Genomic DNA, 15,405 nt, shown 5'->3' on the forward strand with positions numbered 1-15,405 from the left:
CCCGCCCGGGCGGCTAGCGTCCGAGCATCGAACCGGATCAGTTCCAAGTTGCTGATTTGGCACGCGAAACTTGTGTGCGGCGCAGCATCGGCCGGTTCGCCGGCGCGAGACGGGAACGACTCCGCCAAGCGACCCGATACGGCCAAGCCGGCCGCCGCACGACCGGACCTTCAGCGTGGCGACAGACCCGCGAGGCCGGCACGACGAGGGAGAGAACGATGAGGGATCCCAAGGGCTTCCCCCTGAACGCGTGGTACGCCGCGGCCTGGGACCACGAGATCGGCCGGGCGCTCACGCCGCGTCGGATCTGCGACAAGGACGTGGTGCTCTACCGCCGCACCGACGGCGGCGTGGCGGCGCTCGAGGATGCGTGCTGGCACCGGCTGATGCCGCTGTCGCTCGGCCACCTCAAGGGCGACCAGGTGATGTGCGGCTATCACGGCCTCGTCTTCGATGCCGCCGGCCGCTGCACCCACATGCCGGCGCAGGAGACCATCAATCCGTCCGCCTGCGTGCGCGCCTTCCCGGCGGTGGAGCGCTACCGCCTGGTCTGGCTCTGGATGGGCGATCCGGCGCTCGCCGATCCCAACCTCGTGCCGGATTTCCACTGGAACAGCGACGCGCCCTGGGTCGGCGAGGGCGGCACCTTCTACGGGCTGAAGTGCAATTACCGGCTGGTCATCGACAACCTGATGGACCTGACCCACGAGACCTACGTCCATGCCGGCAGCATCGGCGACGACGCGATCACCCGCAGCCCGTTCGAGGTGACGCATACCGAGACCTGCGTCACCGTGGAGCGCTGGATGGAGGGCATCGAGCCGCCGCCGTTCTGGGCGCGCAACCTCGGGCGGCCCGGCCATGTCGACCGCTGGCAGATCATCCGCTTCGAGGCGCCGAGCGTGGTCGCGGGCGATGTCGGCGTGGCCCTCGCCGGCACCGGCGCACGCCGGGGCGACCGGTCCCAGGGCGTCAACGGCTTCTTCCTCGCGGCGATCACCCCGGAGACCGCGACGAGCTGCCACTATTTCTGGAACTTCGTGCGCAGCTTCCGCACTGACGACGAGGAGCTGACGAAGCGCCTCACGCTCGCCCACGTCAACGACGGCAAGGGCGTCTACGACCAGGACCACGACGTGCTGGAGGCCCAGCAGCGGGCGATCGACCGCCAGCCGCGCCAGCCGTTCTACAACCTCAACATCGACGCCGGTTCCCTGTGGGCGCACCGCCTGATCGACGGGATGATGGCCGCCGAGGGCAGGGGGCCGGTCAAGGATCCTGGCAGGGACCCGGCCTCGGGCGGCATGGCGGCGGAGTAGGCCGGCATGCCGACGAAGGCCGCTCCGACCGAGGCCGCTCCGATCGACTGGCGCCCCGCGCGCCTGCGCGCCACCCGGGCGCTGACGCCCGACATCCGGCTCCTCGAGATCGAGCCCGCGGGCGCTATCGTGCCGGCCGCGCCCGGCAGCCATCTCGGGGTGGCGGTGATGATCGGCGAGCGGCCGGACACCCGCTCCTACTCGCTGCTCGATTCCGGGGCGGACGGGGTCTACCGCATCGCCGTGAAGCGGCTGCCCGACAGCCGCGGCGGCTCGGCCTACATGCACGGGCTCGCACCCGGCGCCCGGCTCGGCATCGCGGGGCCCCGCAACCACTTCGCCCTCACCCACGGCCGGCCCGGCTACCTGCTGGTCGCCGGGGGCATCGGCATCACGCCGCTCCACGCCATGGCGCTGGCGCTGCACCGGACCGGCACGCCCTTCCGCCTGCTCTACGCTGCCCGGACCCGGCAGGACCTAGCGCTCGCCGACGACTTGCGCGCCCGGATCGGCGACCGGCTTGAGACCGTCGTCGACGCCGAGGGCGGGCGGATCGACCTCCCCGCCGCCATCGCCGCCCTGGCGCCGGGCGGCGAGGCCTATCTCTGCGGCCCGCTCGGGATGATGGAGGCGGCGCGCGCGGCCTGGGCGGCGGCGGGGCGGCCGGCGCAATCCCTGCGCTTCGAGACCTTCGGCACCGGTGGGCGCCACGCCGCCGAGCCGTTCACGGTGCGCATCCCGCGCCTGTCGAGGGAGATCGTGGTCGCCCGCGGCCAGACGATGCTCGAGGCGCTGGAGGCGGCCGGCGTCGGCATGATCTCCGATTGCCGGCGCGGCGAGTGCGGCCTGTGCACGGTGAAGATCCTGGAGGCCGACGGCACGGTGGACCACCGCGACGTCTTCTTCAGCGATGCCCAGAAGGCGACCGACGCCCAGCTCTGCACCTGCGTCTCCCGCGTGGTCGGGGGCGGGATCACCATCGACACGGCGGACCGGACGGGGTGAGCCGGGCTGTTCGAAGGCGGCGGCAGATGCCGCGACGATTTTTCATCCAGCCATCGACCTCATCCTGAGGTGTCAGTCGATCTCGATCGACCGACCTCGAAGGAAGGCTCCAGCAGGTCTGTCGGTTTCTGGAACCCTCCGTCGAGGTTAGCCCATCGCCGATGGACCAACACTTCAAGACGAGGTCGTGATTTGGCTTGAATGTCGCTTTTCGACCGGGGTCAGCCGAAATGCCGCAACCGCTCTTCGACCGCCGTCGGCGGCAGGTTCACAGCACCGGCATCGCCCCCGCCACCGTCACCAGCGCCCCGGAGGTGTAGCTGCTCTCGTCGGAGGCCAGCATGACGTAGGCCGAGGCGAGCTCCGCCGGCTGGCCCGGACGCCCGAACGGGACCTGGCTGCCGAACGACTTGACGGAATCCTGCTCCATCCCGGACGGGATGAACGGGGTCCAGATCGGGCCCGGGAGCACGCCGTTCACCCGCACGCCCTTCTCGGCCAGGAGCTGGGACAGGCTCAGCACCAGGTTGCTGAGCGCGCCCTTGGTGGCGCTGTAGGCCAGCAGCGAGGGCATCGGGTGCTTGGAGTTCACCGACGAGGTGAAGATCACCGAGGCACCGGGCTTGAGGTGCGCCATCGCCGCCTTGGTGACCGAGAAGGCCCCGAAGACGTTGGTGCGGAAATGCTCCTCGAACACGTCCTCGTCGATCGAGGCCAGGTCCTGGTTCGGCTGCTGGAAGGCGCCGTTGTTCACCACCACGTCGAGGCGGCCGAAGGTCTCGGCGGTGCGGGCCACGATCTCGCGGGCATAGGCGCGGTCCTTCAGGTCGCCCGGCAGCAGCAGGGCGCGGCGCCCCGCCTTCTCGACCCACTGCGCCACGGCCTCGGCGTCGCCCTGCTCGGAGGGCAGGTAGGAGATCGCCACGTCGGCGCCCTCGCGGGCATACGCGATGGCGACCGCCCGGCCGATGCCGGAATCGCCCCCGGTGATCAGCGCCGCCTTGTCGGTGAGCTTGCCGGCGCCCCGGTAGCTCGTCTCGCCGTGGTCGGGCTCCGGCTTCATCCGTCCGGTCAGGCCGGGAAAGCCCTGCGGCTGGGCCTCGAAGGGCGGGCGGGGATGCTTGGTGAGCGGGTTCGGGAAATCGGACGACATGGGCGGGAGGGCCTCGCGGGCTGGGGTGGCAGGCCGCCGTCAACCGGGGAGGCCCCCGGCCGTTCCCTGCTCTCCCGCAGTATCACTCCCGCGATATCCCTCGTGCGAAATCCGACGGATTGCTTGGCCATGCGGATGTCGTCGTCGCTCAGGCGCCGCGCCGGATCGCGTATCACTCCTCGTGCGAGCCGTCGTCCCGGCCGAGGGCGTCGTCCTCGCGGCCCGGGATCGCGTAGTGGCCGCCGAGCCAGCGCTGCAGGTCGACGTCGGCGCAGCGCTTCGAGCAGAACGGCTTGTGGGTCGGCACGACCGGCTTGCCGCAGATCGGGCAGGCCGGCTTCGGCGCGTCGTCGTCGGGCATCGTCATCGTTGCGCCTCCTGTCCTGCCGCTCGTGCCGGGTCTCAGCCCACGTCCCGCCAGGCGCCGCGGACCGGGTAGCCCTCGCCCTCGAGCAGGCCGACCGTCTCGTAGAGCGGGAGGCCGACCACGGCGCTGTAGGAGCCGACGAGCTTGACCACGAAGGAGCCGGCCAGCCCCTGGATCGCGTAGCCGCCGGCCTTGCCGCGCCACTCGCCGCTGGCGAGATAGGCGTCGACCTCGCGGGAGGACAGGCGCTTGAACCGCACCCGGGTCTCGACCAGGCGCTCCCGCGGCCGGTCCTTCGGGCCGACGACGCAGACCGCGGTATAGACCCGGTGGGCGCGGCCCGACAGCATCCGCAGGCACTCCGCCGCCTCGTCGGTCACCTCGGCCTTCGGCAGGATGCGCCGGCCCACCGCCACCACCGTGTCGGCCGCCACCACGTAGCTCTCGCCGAGCTCCCCCGTGGCGCGCGCCGCGGCCGCGGCCACGTCGAGCTTGGACCGGGCGAGCCGCCGCACCAGGTCGCGGGGCTTCTCGCCCTTGAGCGGTGCCTCGTCGAGATCGGCCGGCAGCAGGGCGTCGGGCTCGAGCCCGGCCTGCTGCAGGAGCGCGAGGCGCCGGGGCGAGGCCGAGGCGAGGACGAGCTTGGCGCGCGCGGCCTGCAGGAGCGGGGTGGTCTCGGTCATGGGGCGCCGTGTCACGAAAGGGGGGTTGCTGCGCCCGATGCCCTATCTGGCCGGCGAAATCCAGCGTCGCGGGCCCGCGCGCCGCCGGGCCTCTCCCCCGCCGGATCCCGCCCGGCCGCTGCCGACGGATATGCTGTATGGTGGAGGCAGGTTTAGCCGCAGCCGGAAACCGGCCTAACCCGATGTAGCGCGTTCGGCATGGTATGACGCCATTGTCTACCTGCCGGGCAGATCGGCAATTAACTCGTCTTTATCGCCTTTGATGCATGCCGGGCGGAGATTGCCGTCCAGCGGCCGGGCGCCAGCGCGGCCGGATCCACCCTGCGGGGCCCGATGCGTATCGTCCTCGTCGAACCCGGCCTGACCCTCCGCAAGATCGTCGCCCGACTCGTCGCGGATGCCGGGCACGCGGTCGATTCGTTCTCCGATTCCGCCCAGGCGCTCGCCCATGTCGCGGCCCAGGAGGACGTGGCCTGCGTGATCACCAGCCTCGAGGTCGCGCCCCTCTGCGGGCTCGAACTGTGCTGGTCGCTGCGCGCCCTCGCCGGCACCACGCGTCCGCTCGCGGTGATCGCGATGTCGGCGGACCGGGCCGGACGGCGCCTCGGAGAGGTTCTCGACAGCGGCGCCGACGACTTCATCGCCAAGCCCCCGGAGGCGGCGGAGCTGCATGCGCGCCTGCGGGTGATCGAGCGCAGCCTGACCCTGCAGCGCCGGCTGATCCGCGACGCCGACATCGATTCGCTGACCCAGCTCCTCGGCCGCGGCGGCTTCATGCGCCGGGCCAAGGCCTGCCTCGCGGTGGGCGGGCCGCCCGAGCCCCTCACCGCCTTGATGATCGACATCGACCGCTTCAAGGCGATCAACGACCGGCACGGGCACGACGGCGGCGACCGGGTGATCCGCGCCGTCGCCGACGTGCTCAAGGAGACCGGGGCGCTCGCCGGTCGGATCGGCGGCGAGGAATTCGCCGTCCTGATGCCCGGCCACGGTCTCGGCGGCGCCGGGGTGGTGGCCGAGCGGATCCGGGCGGCCTGCGCCCGCCTGCGGGTGCCGGGGCGGCGCGGCCCGATCCCGGTCACCTGCAGCCTCGGCCTCGCCGCCTGGAACGAGGGCGACACCCTCGAGAGCCTGCTCGCCCGCGCCGACGGGGCGCTCTACGCGGCCAAGGCGGGCGGTCGCAACCAGGTCGTGTCCGCGACCGGGGAGGGGCTCGACCGGGTGAGCTGATGCGACGTCCGGCAGATTGCTTCCGGACTTCGCATCGTCGGCCGGCGCGGCGCTTGAGCGACGCCGAGATCCGCATTGCGGCGCAATCGGCCGGATTTCGGACGAGGCCGCGCCTCGCCGCTGCAGGGGCGAACGACCCTTCCTCGGCCAAGCCCGGCAGACCCTCGGGGATGCCGGCTGCCCTTCGTCGCCATCCCTGCAACGCCGCGTCGCCCGTGCCAGGCTGCGCGATGCCGACGAGGCAGGGCTCGCCCTTCGGCGCCGACCCGGAAACGGGACGAGCGGCAGCCCGGTCGCCGGGGGCCGTCTTGCCGGGGCCGTCTTGCCGGCCTCACCACCCGCCCCGCCGCGGCCGCAGGTGGTCCGGCGTGATCGCCTCGAGCGTCGGCGTCCCGAGCAGGGTCATCGCGTTGTCGAGTTCGCCACGGACGATCTCGATCGCCCGGGAGACGCCCTCGGTGCCGCCGGCCGAGAGGCCCCAGAGGAACGGACGGCCCAGGCTGCACGCGGTGGCACCGAGCGCCAGCGCCTTGATCACGTCGGTGCCCCGGCGCACGCCGCCGTCGAGGACCACCTCGGCCCGGCCCGCCACCGCCTCGGCGACGCCGGGCAGGGCGTGGATCGCCGCCGGCACGTCGTCGAGCTGGCGGCCGCCGTGGTTGGAGACAATCACCGCTTCGATCCCGAGCGCCACCGCCCGCGCGGCGTCGGCCGGATGCAGCAGGCCCTTGAGCGCCATCGGGCCGCGCCACGCGTCGCGGATGCGCGCGATGTCGTCCCAGCTGGCGGAGGGGTCGAACAGCGAGGCGACGTGCTGGGCGACGCTGGTGAAGCCGTGGCCCGCCGCGGCGCCGCCGGCCTGGAAGCCCCCGGCCTGGAAATTGCCGAAGCCGAGCCGCGAGCGGGCGGCCCCGGCGAGCCAGCCCGGTCTCCGGGCGAGGTCGAGGGCGATGGAGAGGCGCGGTTTCAGCGGCATGGTGAAGGCGTTGCGCAGGTCGCGCTCGCGCCGGCCCTGCACCGCGAGGTCGACGGTGAGGCACAGCACCCGGTAGCGCGCGGCGGCCGCGCGGCGCAGGAGCGCCTGCATCCACTCCCGGTCGCGCAGGAAGTAGAGCTGGAACCAGCGCTCGCCCTCCGGGGCGCCCTCCGCGACGTGCTCGATCGAGCCGACGGAGTTGGTCGAGAGGCAGTAGGGGATGCCGGCCCGCGCGGCGGCTTGCGCGCCCGCGACCTCGCCGTCGGGCCAGAAGAAGCCGGCGAGCCCCGTCGGCGCCATCATGATCGGCAGGGACGCGCGGTATCCGAGGATCGAGCGCGACAGGTCTCGGGTGGCGACGTCGATCCCGACCCGCGGCATCAGCATCCAGTCGTCGAAGGCCTCGACGTTGTCGCGCAGGGTCCGCTCGTCCTCGGCGCCGCCGTCGATGAAGTCGAACACCGCCTTCGGCAGCCGCCGGGCGGCCTGTCGGCGCAGATCCGCGATCGCGTGGGCCCGCTGCAGGCGTGCGCCTAGCCGGGTCGGGGTGGGGGCAGCCGCGGGTGCCGGCCGGGACGGCTGCACGGTCGGCTCGGTGGAGGGCCGGTGCGCGACGGCCCGCCCCGTCCGGCGCTCGTCTGCCTCCATGCCGGCCTCCCGCTGATCCCGTTTCGACGATCGGTAGCACCCGCGCCGCGCGGCTCGCAACCGACGGGTCGGCCGGTCGCGGAACGCGGGACGAGGTTGTGCGTCGATCCGGCTCCAGCCCTTGTCGGGCAAGGCGGCCCTTCGCGGGCAAGGCAGCCCTTGGCGGGCGAGGGGCGACGGCATGACCGGGCGGGACAGTGCGGAGCGAGACTCGCCGGAGCGGGATTCTCCGGATCTTGCCGCGGCCGAGCGCGACGAGATCGAGGACCGGTCGGCGCCCCGCGCCACGATCGTCCACGAGGTGGTGCGCAAGCAGGGGCAGGATGAGCTGGCGCGTCCCGCCGGCTCGCTGTTCTGGTCGAGCGTCGCGGCGGGCATCGCCATCACGGCCTCGGTGATCGCGCAAGGGGCGCTGTACCACAAGCTGCCGGCCGGGATGGGGGGCCGCACCCTGGTGGCGCAGCTCGGCTATCCCCTCGGCTTCCTGATCGTGATCCTCGGCCGGATGCAGCTCTTCACCGAACAGACCATCGTGACGGTGCTGCCCCTCGTCACCCGGCCGAGCGGCCGGGCGCTCGCCGGCACGGCGCGGCTCTGGGGAATCGTGCTCCTCGGCAACCTCGTCGGCGCCGGCGCGGCGGCGGCGATCGAGACCTGGGGCGGCGTGGTGAGCCCGGACCTGCTCGCCGCCATGCAGGCGGTGTCGCGCGAGAGCCTGCTGCACAAGGCGCCATCGGATCTCCTGCTCCGGGGCATCCCGGCCGGTTTCCTGATCGCGGCCGTGGCCTGGCTGCGGGCGGCGTCGAGCGGCGGAGAGGTCTGGATCGTCTTCCTCCTCACCTTCGCGATCGTGCTCGGCGACTTCACCCACGTGGTGGCGGGGGCGGCGGAGGCCTTCCTGCTGCTCTGCGCCGGCGAGGCCGGCCCCGGCGAGGTCTTCGGCGGCATGATCCTGCCGGCGCTCGTCGGCAACGTGATCGGCGGCACCGGCCTGTTCGCGCTCCTCGCCCACGCCCAGGTGCGCCAGGAGCTGTGACGCGACGCCGGCGAGGTGTGGCGGCCTGCCGATTTTCTCCCTCCCTCGCGCTTGGTAAGGAGACCGCGTTCCATGCGCGGAAAAGGGAGACCCATGAGCTTCGTCCAGGCGGCCTTCGGCCGGTTCAAGCAGACGGTGACGGCCTATGCGGGCGACGAGCCGCTGATGAAGGCGGCGGTGTCGGCCTGCGCCAACGTGATCGTGGCCGACGGCGAGGTCGCTGGGGCCGAGTTCGAGACGGCGCTCAAGGGCATGCTGGCCGATCCCGTCCTCGAGAAGGGCTACGACAGCCTGATGCTGGAGGAAGAGCTGTACGACGCGATCGGGCGGGCCCGCACCCGGGCCGGCCGGATGCAGAACATTCACTTCATCGAGGCCCTGGCCGAGCGCCCGGCCGAGCAGCGCCAGAGCGTCTTCCTCATCGCTGCCGACGTCGCAGATTTCGAGGGTATCAGCCCCTCCGAGCACCGGGCCCTGACCGAGGTGGCGGCGGCCCTCGGGCTGGACCGGGACGCGCTGCTCGCCTGATCGGTCATACGAAACCCGATCGATTGCTTCGCAATGCGGATTTCGGCTTCGCTCAAGCGCCGCGCCGGCTGGTGATATGGGATCCGGAAGCAATCTTCCGGACCCCATATCACCCGTCCCGGATCGCGCTCGGCGGGCCGTCATTGACCCGGCTCCAGGCGCGGCGGAGCTGGCGCGGCGAGGCGAAGCCCGCCCGCTCGGCGACGCGCTCCATGTCGAGGCGGGTCCGGGCCAGGAGATCGCGGGCGAGCGCGACCCGCAGTCCGTTGACGTAGGCCGGCAGGCTCATCCCGGCATGGCGGTTGAACAGCCGCGAGAGGTGGCGCGGGCTGGTGGCGGCGAGGTCGGCGAGCGTCTCCAGGCTCCAGGCCCGGGCCGGGTCGGCGCTCACCGCATCCTGCACCCGGTGGATCGCCGGGTGGAGGTGGTTGCGGCCCTCGAGCCAGGGCGAGGCCTGCGGGTCGTGCCCGGCGCGGCGCAGGTAGACCACGAGGTAGCGCGCCACCGCCGCGGCGCAGGCCGGATCGACGAGGCGCGCCACGAGGTGGAGCATCAGGTCGATGCCGGCGGTGATGCCGGCACTCGTCAGCCGCTCGCGGTCCTCGACGAACAGCCGGTCCTCCAGCACCCTGGCGGCGGGGGCGAGCGCGGCCAGCTCCGCGCAGGCGGCGTGATGGGTGGTGCAGTCATGCCCGTCGAGGAGCCCGGCCCGGGCTGCCAGCAGTGCGCGGGAGCAGATCGAGACCAGGCGGTGGCCGGGCCTCACCTCGGCCCGCAGCCAGGCGACGATCGCGTCTTCCGCCGCCCGCTCGTCCTCGCCCGGGGGGTCGGAATCCCCCAGCACCAGTTCCGCCGTGCCGGCGAGCACCACGGTCGCGCCCTCCGGCAGCGGCGCGGGCAGGGGCTCGAGCCCCGAGAGCCCGAGCCCGATCGAGCTCGTGACCGCGGGGCACGGCCCGACATGATCGACCCGAAAGCGGACCCGGTCCTGGATCAGGTTGGCCTTGCGCAGGACCTCGACGGGACCGGCCACGTCGAGGAGCAGGGTGCGCGGCGGGCACACCACCACGACCGCGATCTCGGCCGGCCCGCTCACGCGGCGAGGCGGGGCGCCGGTCCGGAGAGCGCCTCCTCGACCGTGGCGATGCGGGCGAAGCGCCCGGCCAGCACCAGTTCCGTGCGGGCGCGGATCTCGTCGGCGCTCCAGCGCCGCCCGGCGGCGTCCGTCATCGCGAAGGTGAGCGTCGCCTCCCCGACGTAATCGACGCCGTAGCCGAGGTCGGAGGCGTGGCGGGTCGTCGTCTCGCAGCATTGCTCGGTGCGGATGCCGCTGACGATCAGCCGGCGGATCCCGGTCCGGGTCAGCCAGACGTCGAGCCCGCTGCCGACGAGCGCAGAGTGGCGGCGCTTGTGGAACACCGCGTCGGGGGCGATCCGCAAGGGTTCGAGGGCGCGGACATGGCCGGAGGCGAGGGAGAACGGTCCCTCGTCCTCGACGTGGAAGATCTGCACCACGGGGACGTTTCGCGCCACGGCGCCATCGATCAGGGCCTGCTGGCGGTCGAGGAAGCGGACGAGGTCCGCCTCGTCCCAGTAGGGACGGTGACGAAAGGATTCCTGGACGTCGATGACGAGGAGCGCTGTGTCCGGCATGGCGGTCTTCCTATCGGGTGGGACGGCGCCAGGATAGGCGCCGCCGCGGGTCCCGAAAGGCCGTCGCCGGACCGGAAGCGGACGAAAAAGGACAGGGCGTCAACGCACCGCGACCACCGCCACGCCGGCCCCGACCATCACGCCGCCGGCGGCCCGGTTGGCCCGCCGGACCGCGGCGCGGGTGCGGAGCAGGCGCCGCAGCCGGCCGGCGAGGAGGACGTGGGCGCCGATCACCAGCGCCTCGACCGCGACGATCACCGCCGCCAGGAGCCCGACCTGGGGCGGCGTGAGCACGGTGCCGACGACATTCGGCAGCAGGGCGAGGTAGAACAGCGGCATCTTCGGGTTGCCGAGATTGAGGGCGAGGCCTGCCAGGACGCTCGCCGCGAGGCCGGGCCGCCGTCCGTCCGTGCGCTCCGTCGGCAGCACCGGCTCGGCCGTCCAGAGCCGGATCCCGGTCCAGACCAGATAGGCGGCGCCGGCATAGCGCAGGACCGTCATCGCCGTTCCCATCTCGCGGGCCACGACCGCCAGCCCGGTGGCGGCGAGCACCAGCAAGGCGAGAATGCCCGCCACCATGCCGAGCCCGTAGGCGATGCCGGCGGCGGGCCCATGCGACAGGGTGCGGGCGACGATGGTGTCATGTTGTCGGGCCCGGGGCTGGCGGCGAAGACCAGGAAGGCGGCAGCAAAAGCCAGAAGGGTCGTCGGGTCCATCGGTGTGCCCCCTGTCCGAGGTCGTGTCCGACGATCAATCAAGATTCGGGCCGGTTTTCGCCAGGTCATATCCGTGGCGAGATGCAGGGAGCGTGCGCCGCGCCGCAGGGCCGGCGCAGGGCGAGGGCGGTTCGGGCCGCGGCGTCGCCTCCCAGCGACACCGCCGGGAAGCCGCGCCCCCGCATCGATCACCGCGCGGGCCGTCGCGGGTCTGGCTCGCCGCTTCACCCCACGCGTGCGCGCCGCCTGGACGGGCAGGACCGTCGCCGATGATCAGGACGCCGCCAGCCGACCTCGCCGCCTGAATCATTCAGGCCCGAAGCGGCAACGCTCCTGCCATCGCGACGTTTGCCTCGGGATTGGACGCGGACCTCGCGGCTGTCCGGGCCGCACTGACGGAGCCGCGGCTAGATCAATCGGCTCAAGCGCATCAAGTGCCGATGTTGCGCATGGGTCGGCCTCGATCCCTGGAGCGTCGCATGGTGCTGGCCGCCCGATCCACGCAAAACGACCGAGACCATCGATCCGGTGCATTCCCACTGACGGGCGACACGTTCACCGCGGCCGACGCCTATCTCTCCTACCTCGTGCGACAGGGGCAGCGGAGTCGCTCGAGCCGACCTACCGCACCGACCTCCACTCTGACGGCCTCGCTCATCGCGGGACCTGGTATCGACGGGTGAGAGCGCGGCCGGCGGTTCACCGAGCCCGTGCGGCGGAAGGGCTGGAGTAAGCCGATGCGGGGCGGGACCGGAACCTTCGCCCGGTGCCTCGTGAGTGCGGACAGCGATGGAAAGACCATCGGACCCGGTCGCCGGTCGCTCCGCCATCGGCATTCTTGAATGTGCTTTTCGCAGTGGGCGGCCCGACGATCACCTCGCCGGGCCGCCCCCGTCCACTTACGCCGACACCAGCGGCGTCCCCGCCTCCGCCGCGCTGTCGCCCTCGGGCGTCAGCACCTCCTGGCCCTGCGCTTCCACCACCGCCGCGGCCGTGATGTTGACGATGCCGCGCGCCGTCACCGAGGGGGTGAGGATGTGGGCGGGCCTGGCCGGGCCGAGGAGCAGCGGGCCCACCGGCAGGGCGTCGGCCAGGGTCTTCGAGAACTGGAACGCGATGTTGGCCGCATCCAAGTTCGGCATGATCAGCACGTTGGCCTCGCCCTTGAGGCGCGAGCCCGGCAGCACCTTGTCGCGGATCGCCTGCGACAGGGCGGTGTCGGCCGCCATCTCGCCGTCGACCTCGAGGTCGGGGGCGCGCTCGCGCAGGAGCGCCAGGGCCTGGCGCATCTTGCGCGACGAGGCGGTGTCGAACGAGCCGAAATCGGCGTGGCTGACCAGCGCGATCTTCGGCGACAGGCCGAAGCGGCGGGCGGTGTCGCCGCAGGCGATGGCGACGTCGGCGATCTCCTCGGCGCTCGGATCGGGCCGCACGTGGGTGTCGGCCAGGAAATAGGCGCCCTTCGAGGTGACGATGAGGCTGAGCGCCGCGAAGTCCCGGGCACCCGGCGCGAGCCCGATGATGTCGCGGATCACCCGCAGCTTGCTCTCGAAGCGGCCCTCCAAGCCGCAGATCAGCGCGTCGGCCTCGCCGCGGCGGACGGCCAGCGCGCCGATCACCGCGTTGTTGGTGCGCACCAGTGTGCGGGCGCCGTCCGGCGTGATGCCGCGGCGTCCGGCCAGATCGATGTAGGTCTGGACGTAGGTGCGGTAGCGCGGATCGTCGTCGGGGTTGATCAGCTCGAAGTCGCGGCCGGGCTGGATCGCGAGGCCGAAGCGCTTGAGCCGGGTCTCGATCACGTTCGGGCGGCCGATCAGGATGGGTTTGGCCAGCCCCTCCTCGACGATCGCCTGCACGGCGCGCAGCACCCGCTCGTCCTCGCCCTCGGCGTAGACGACCCGGCGGGGATCCTGCTTGGCCGCGGTGAAGACCGGCTTCATGATGAAGCCGGAGCGGTGCACGAACCGGTCGAGGGACTCGGCATAGGCCTGCACGTCCGGCAGCGGCCGCTTGGCGACGCCGGAATCCATCGCCGCCTGCGCGACGGCCGGGGCGATGCGCAGGATCAGGCGCGGGTCGAACGGGCTCGGGATCAGCGAGTGGGGGCCGAAGGGCCGCGCCTCGCCGCCATAGGCGCGGGCGACGACGTCGGACGGGGTCTCGCGGGCGAGCCCGGCGATCGCCTTGACGGCCGCCGCCTTCATCTCCTCGTTGATCGTGGTCGCCCCGACGTCGAGCGCGCCCCGGAAGATGTAGGGGAAGCACAGGACGTTGTTGACCTGGTTCGGGAAGTCGGAGCGCCCGGTGCAGATCATCGCGTCCGGCCGCTTCTCCTCGGCGAGGTTCGGCATGATCTCCGGATAGGGGTTGGCGAGCGCCATGATCAGCGGCTTCTCGGCCATCCGCTCCAGCATCTCGGGCTTGAGCATGCCGCCGGCCGAGAGGCCGAGGAAGACGTCGGCGCCCGGGATCACCTCGGCGAGCGTGCGGGCCTGCGTCTCCTGGGCGTAGACCGACTTCCAGCGGTCCATGAGTTTCTCACGGCCCCGGTAGACCACGCCCTCGATGTCGGTGACGAAGATGTTCTCGCGGCGCGCGCCGAGCGAGACGAGCTGGTTGAGGCAGGCCAGCGCCGCCGCACCCGCGCCCGAGGTGACGATCTTGACGTCCGAGATCGTCTTGCCGGCGAATTCGAGGCCGTTGAGGACGGCCGCCGCGACGATGATCGCGGTGCCGTGCTGGTCGTCGTGGAAGACCGGGATGTTCATCCGGGCCCGGCAGCGCTCCTCGACCTCGAAGCACTCCGGCGCCTTGATGTCCTCGAGGTTGATGCCGCCGAAGGTGGGTTCGAGCGCCGCCACCACGTCGACGAGCTTGTCGACGTTCTTCTCGTTGAGCTCGATGTCGAAGACGTCGATGCCGGCGAACTTCTTGAACAGGACCGCCTTGCCCTCCATCACGGGCTTGGAGGCGAGCGGGCCGATATCGCCGAGGCCCAGCACCGCGGTGCCGTTCGAGATCACCGCGACGAGGTTCTGGCGCGCGGTCAGGTTCGCGGCCTCCTCCGGGTCGGCGGCGATCGCCTCGCAGGCGGCGGCGACGCCGGGGGAGTAGGCCAGCGCCAGGTCGCGCTGGTTGCCGAGCGGCTTCGTCGGCTGGATCTCCAGCTTCCCGGGCCGCGGATGACGGTGGTAGAACAGCGCGCCGCTCTTCAGATCGTCCGAAATGTTGCTGCTCACCGCGCTCTCTCCCCGGATCGCCCGAAAAGTCGGGCTTGCCATCCCGCCCGCGACTCGCAAGCGAGCACGCGGGTGAGGGGTTTCCTGCACCGCCTGCGGCAGGGGCGCAACCCTCACAACGAGACGCGATTGCATCTGGCCAAGCTCGCGGCCCGGCACGGCTTCCGGGTGGCGCCGTACTCCTACGGCAGGCCGAAGGTTCGCTTCCCGGAAGCCGGCGCGCGACTGACGATCGGTCCCTACTGCTCCATCGCCGACAAGGTCGAGATCCTGCTCGGCGGCAACCACCGCACCGATTGGGTCTCGACCTATCCGTTCGCCGCGATGAAGGGCCTGTGGCCGGACCTCGACGCGCCGGAGGACTACCACGCCTCCCGGGGCGACGTGACGATCGGGGCCGACGTCTGGCTCGGCTCGGGCTGCCTGATCCTGTCGGGGGTCGCGATCGGTCCCGGTGCCGTGGTGGCGGCCCACGCGGTCGTGACCCGGGACGTGCCGCCCTTCGCCGTCGTCGCCGGCAACCCCGCCCGGGTGATCCGCCACCGCTTCCCGCCCGACATCGTGGCGGCGCTTGTCGAGACCGCCTGGTGGGACCTGCCGCCGGAGCGGGTCCGGGCCCTGGTGCCGCTGCTCCAGAGCGGCGAGGCCGAGGCCCTGGTGCGGGCCCTGCGGGACGGTCACGGCCGGACGCACGGGGAGGGGCCTTAGTGTCTCTCACAAAACTGCCGATCACCGCCTCGGCTTGCTGTGGCAGCGACATTGCGGCGGGAGTTTTGTGAGGTGCACTGAACCGCCTCTTCTCCCGCCCGCGGGGGAGAGGAGAGACCCTGCGCTCCTCTCGTCCCGACCGTC

At 72.2% G+C, this 15,405-nt stretch carries 13 protein-coding genes and 1 pseudogene; 6 read left to right on the forward strand and 8 right to left on the reverse strand.

Annotated features, from left to right (window positions below; genetic code table 11):
* Positions 1-218: 218 nt before the first annotated feature.
* Together V3T34_RS22730 and V3T34_RS22735 are read left to right on the forward strand one after the other, a co-directional pair.
* Entirely contained in the window at positions 219-1,319 is a 1,101-nt protein-coding gene (locus V3T34_RS22730; protein WP_305078748.1) for an aromatic ring-hydroxylating dioxygenase subunit alpha, read from the forward strand.
* A gap of 6 nt (positions 1,320-1,325) precedes the next feature.
* Positions 1,326-2,324: a PDR/VanB family oxidoreductase gene (locus V3T34_RS22735; protein WP_305078749.1), complete on the forward strand. Its 999-nt coding sequence runs from the start codon at positions 1,326-1,328 to the stop codon at positions 2,322-2,324.
* 268 nt (positions 2,325-2,592) lie between these two features.
* On the opposite strand, the gene V3T34_RS22740 is transcribed toward V3T34_RS22735, so the two are convergent.
* The 3 genes from V3T34_RS22740 to V3T34_RS22750 all read right to left on the reverse strand — a co-directional run bounded on the left by V3T34_RS22740 (position 2,593) and on the right by V3T34_RS22750 (position 4,527).
* On the reverse strand, positions 2,593-3,477 hold the full coding sequence (locus V3T34_RS22740; protein ID WP_091883582.1) for an SDR family oxidoreductase: 885 nt from the start codon (positions 3,475-3,477) through the stop codon (positions 2,593-2,595).
* A 172-nt stretch (positions 3,478-3,649) separates the two neighbouring features.
* Positions 3,650-3,844: a DNA gyrase inhibitor YacG gene (locus V3T34_RS22745; RefSeq protein ID WP_305078750.1), complete on the reverse strand. Its 195-nt coding sequence runs from the start codon at positions 3,842-3,844 to the stop codon at positions 3,650-3,652.
* Positions 3,845-3,879: 35 nt separating this feature from the next.
* Complete coding sequence (locus V3T34_RS22750) at positions 3,880-4,527, reverse strand: Maf-like protein (RefSeq protein WP_305078751.1); 648 nt, start codon at positions 4,525-4,527, stop codon at positions 3,880-3,882.
* Between the two features lie 333 nt (positions 4,528-4,860).
* Between V3T34_RS22750 and V3T34_RS22755 the strand changes: the two genes are divergently transcribed.
* Positions 4,861-5,757, forward strand: coding sequence for a GGDEF domain-containing protein (locus tag V3T34_RS22755; RefSeq protein WP_305078752.1), 897 nt, complete (start codon positions 4,861-4,863; stop codon positions 5,755-5,757).
* A gap of 331 nt (positions 5,758-6,088) precedes the next feature.
* On the opposite strand, the gene V3T34_RS22760 is transcribed toward V3T34_RS22755, so the two are convergent.
* Positions 6,089-7,381, reverse strand: coding sequence for an alpha-hydroxy acid oxidase (locus V3T34_RS22760; RefSeq protein ID WP_305078753.1), 1,293 nt, complete (start codon positions 7,379-7,381; stop codon positions 6,089-6,091).
* Positions 7,382-7,562: 181 nt separating this feature from the next.
* Between V3T34_RS22760 and V3T34_RS22765 the strand changes: the two genes are divergently transcribed.
* Positions 7,563-8,417 carry a formate/nitrite transporter family protein gene (locus tag V3T34_RS22765; protein ID WP_305078754.1) on the forward strand — a complete coding sequence of 285 codons (855 nt, stop codon included), beginning with the start codon at positions 7,563-7,565 and terminating at the stop codon, positions 8,415-8,417.
* Between the two features lie 93 nt (positions 8,418-8,510).
* Positions 8,511-8,945, forward strand: a complete 435-nt coding sequence (locus tag V3T34_RS22770; RefSeq protein WP_305078755.1) for a tellurite resistance TerB family protein — start codon at positions 8,511-8,513, stop codon at positions 8,943-8,945.
* 109 nt (positions 8,946-9,054) lie between these two features.
* Here V3T34_RS22770 and V3T34_RS22775 read toward each other — a convergent pair whose 3' ends face one another.
* The 4 genes and pseudogenes from V3T34_RS22775 to V3T34_RS22790 all read right to left on the reverse strand — a co-directional run bounded on the left by V3T34_RS22775 (position 9,055) and on the right by V3T34_RS22790 (position 14,553).
* The gene (locus tag V3T34_RS22775) at positions 9,055-10,041 is read right to left on the reverse strand and encodes a GlxA family transcriptional regulator (RefSeq protein ID WP_305078756.1); all 987 of its coding nucleotides are present in this window, start codon (positions 10,039-10,041) and stop codon (positions 9,055-9,057) included.
* A complete protein-coding gene (locus tag V3T34_RS22780) occupies positions 10,038-10,598 on the reverse strand; it encodes an isochorismatase family protein (RefSeq protein WP_305078757.1) in 561 nt (186 codons plus the stop codon). The genes V3T34_RS22775 and V3T34_RS22780 overlap by 4 nt, the downstream gene beginning before the upstream one ends.
* 99 nt (positions 10,599-10,697) lie before the next feature.
* A pseudogene (locus V3T34_RS22785) lies at positions 10,698-11,314 on the reverse strand (LysE family translocator).
* A gap of 899 nt (positions 11,315-12,213) precedes the next feature.
* On the reverse strand, positions 12,214-14,553 hold the full coding sequence (locus V3T34_RS22790; protein ID WP_305078758.1) for an NADP-dependent malic enzyme: 2,340 nt from the start codon (positions 14,551-14,553) through the stop codon (positions 12,214-12,216).
* 84 nt (positions 14,554-14,637) lie between these two features.
* Here V3T34_RS22790 and V3T34_RS22795 point away from each other — a divergent pair, with 84 nt between their 5' ends.
* Positions 14,638-15,261, forward strand: coding sequence for a CatB-related O-acetyltransferase (locus V3T34_RS22795; protein WP_305078762.1), 624 nt, complete (start codon positions 14,638-14,640; stop codon positions 15,259-15,261).
* The last annotated feature ends 144 nt before the right edge of the window (positions 15,262-15,405 follow it).

The sequence above is a fragment of the Methylobacterium ajmalii genome, assembly GCF_036448855.1.
Taxonomy (GTDB): domain Bacteria; phylum Pseudomonadota; class Alphaproteobacteria; order Rhizobiales; family Beijerinckiaceae; genus Methylobacterium; species Methylobacterium ajmalii.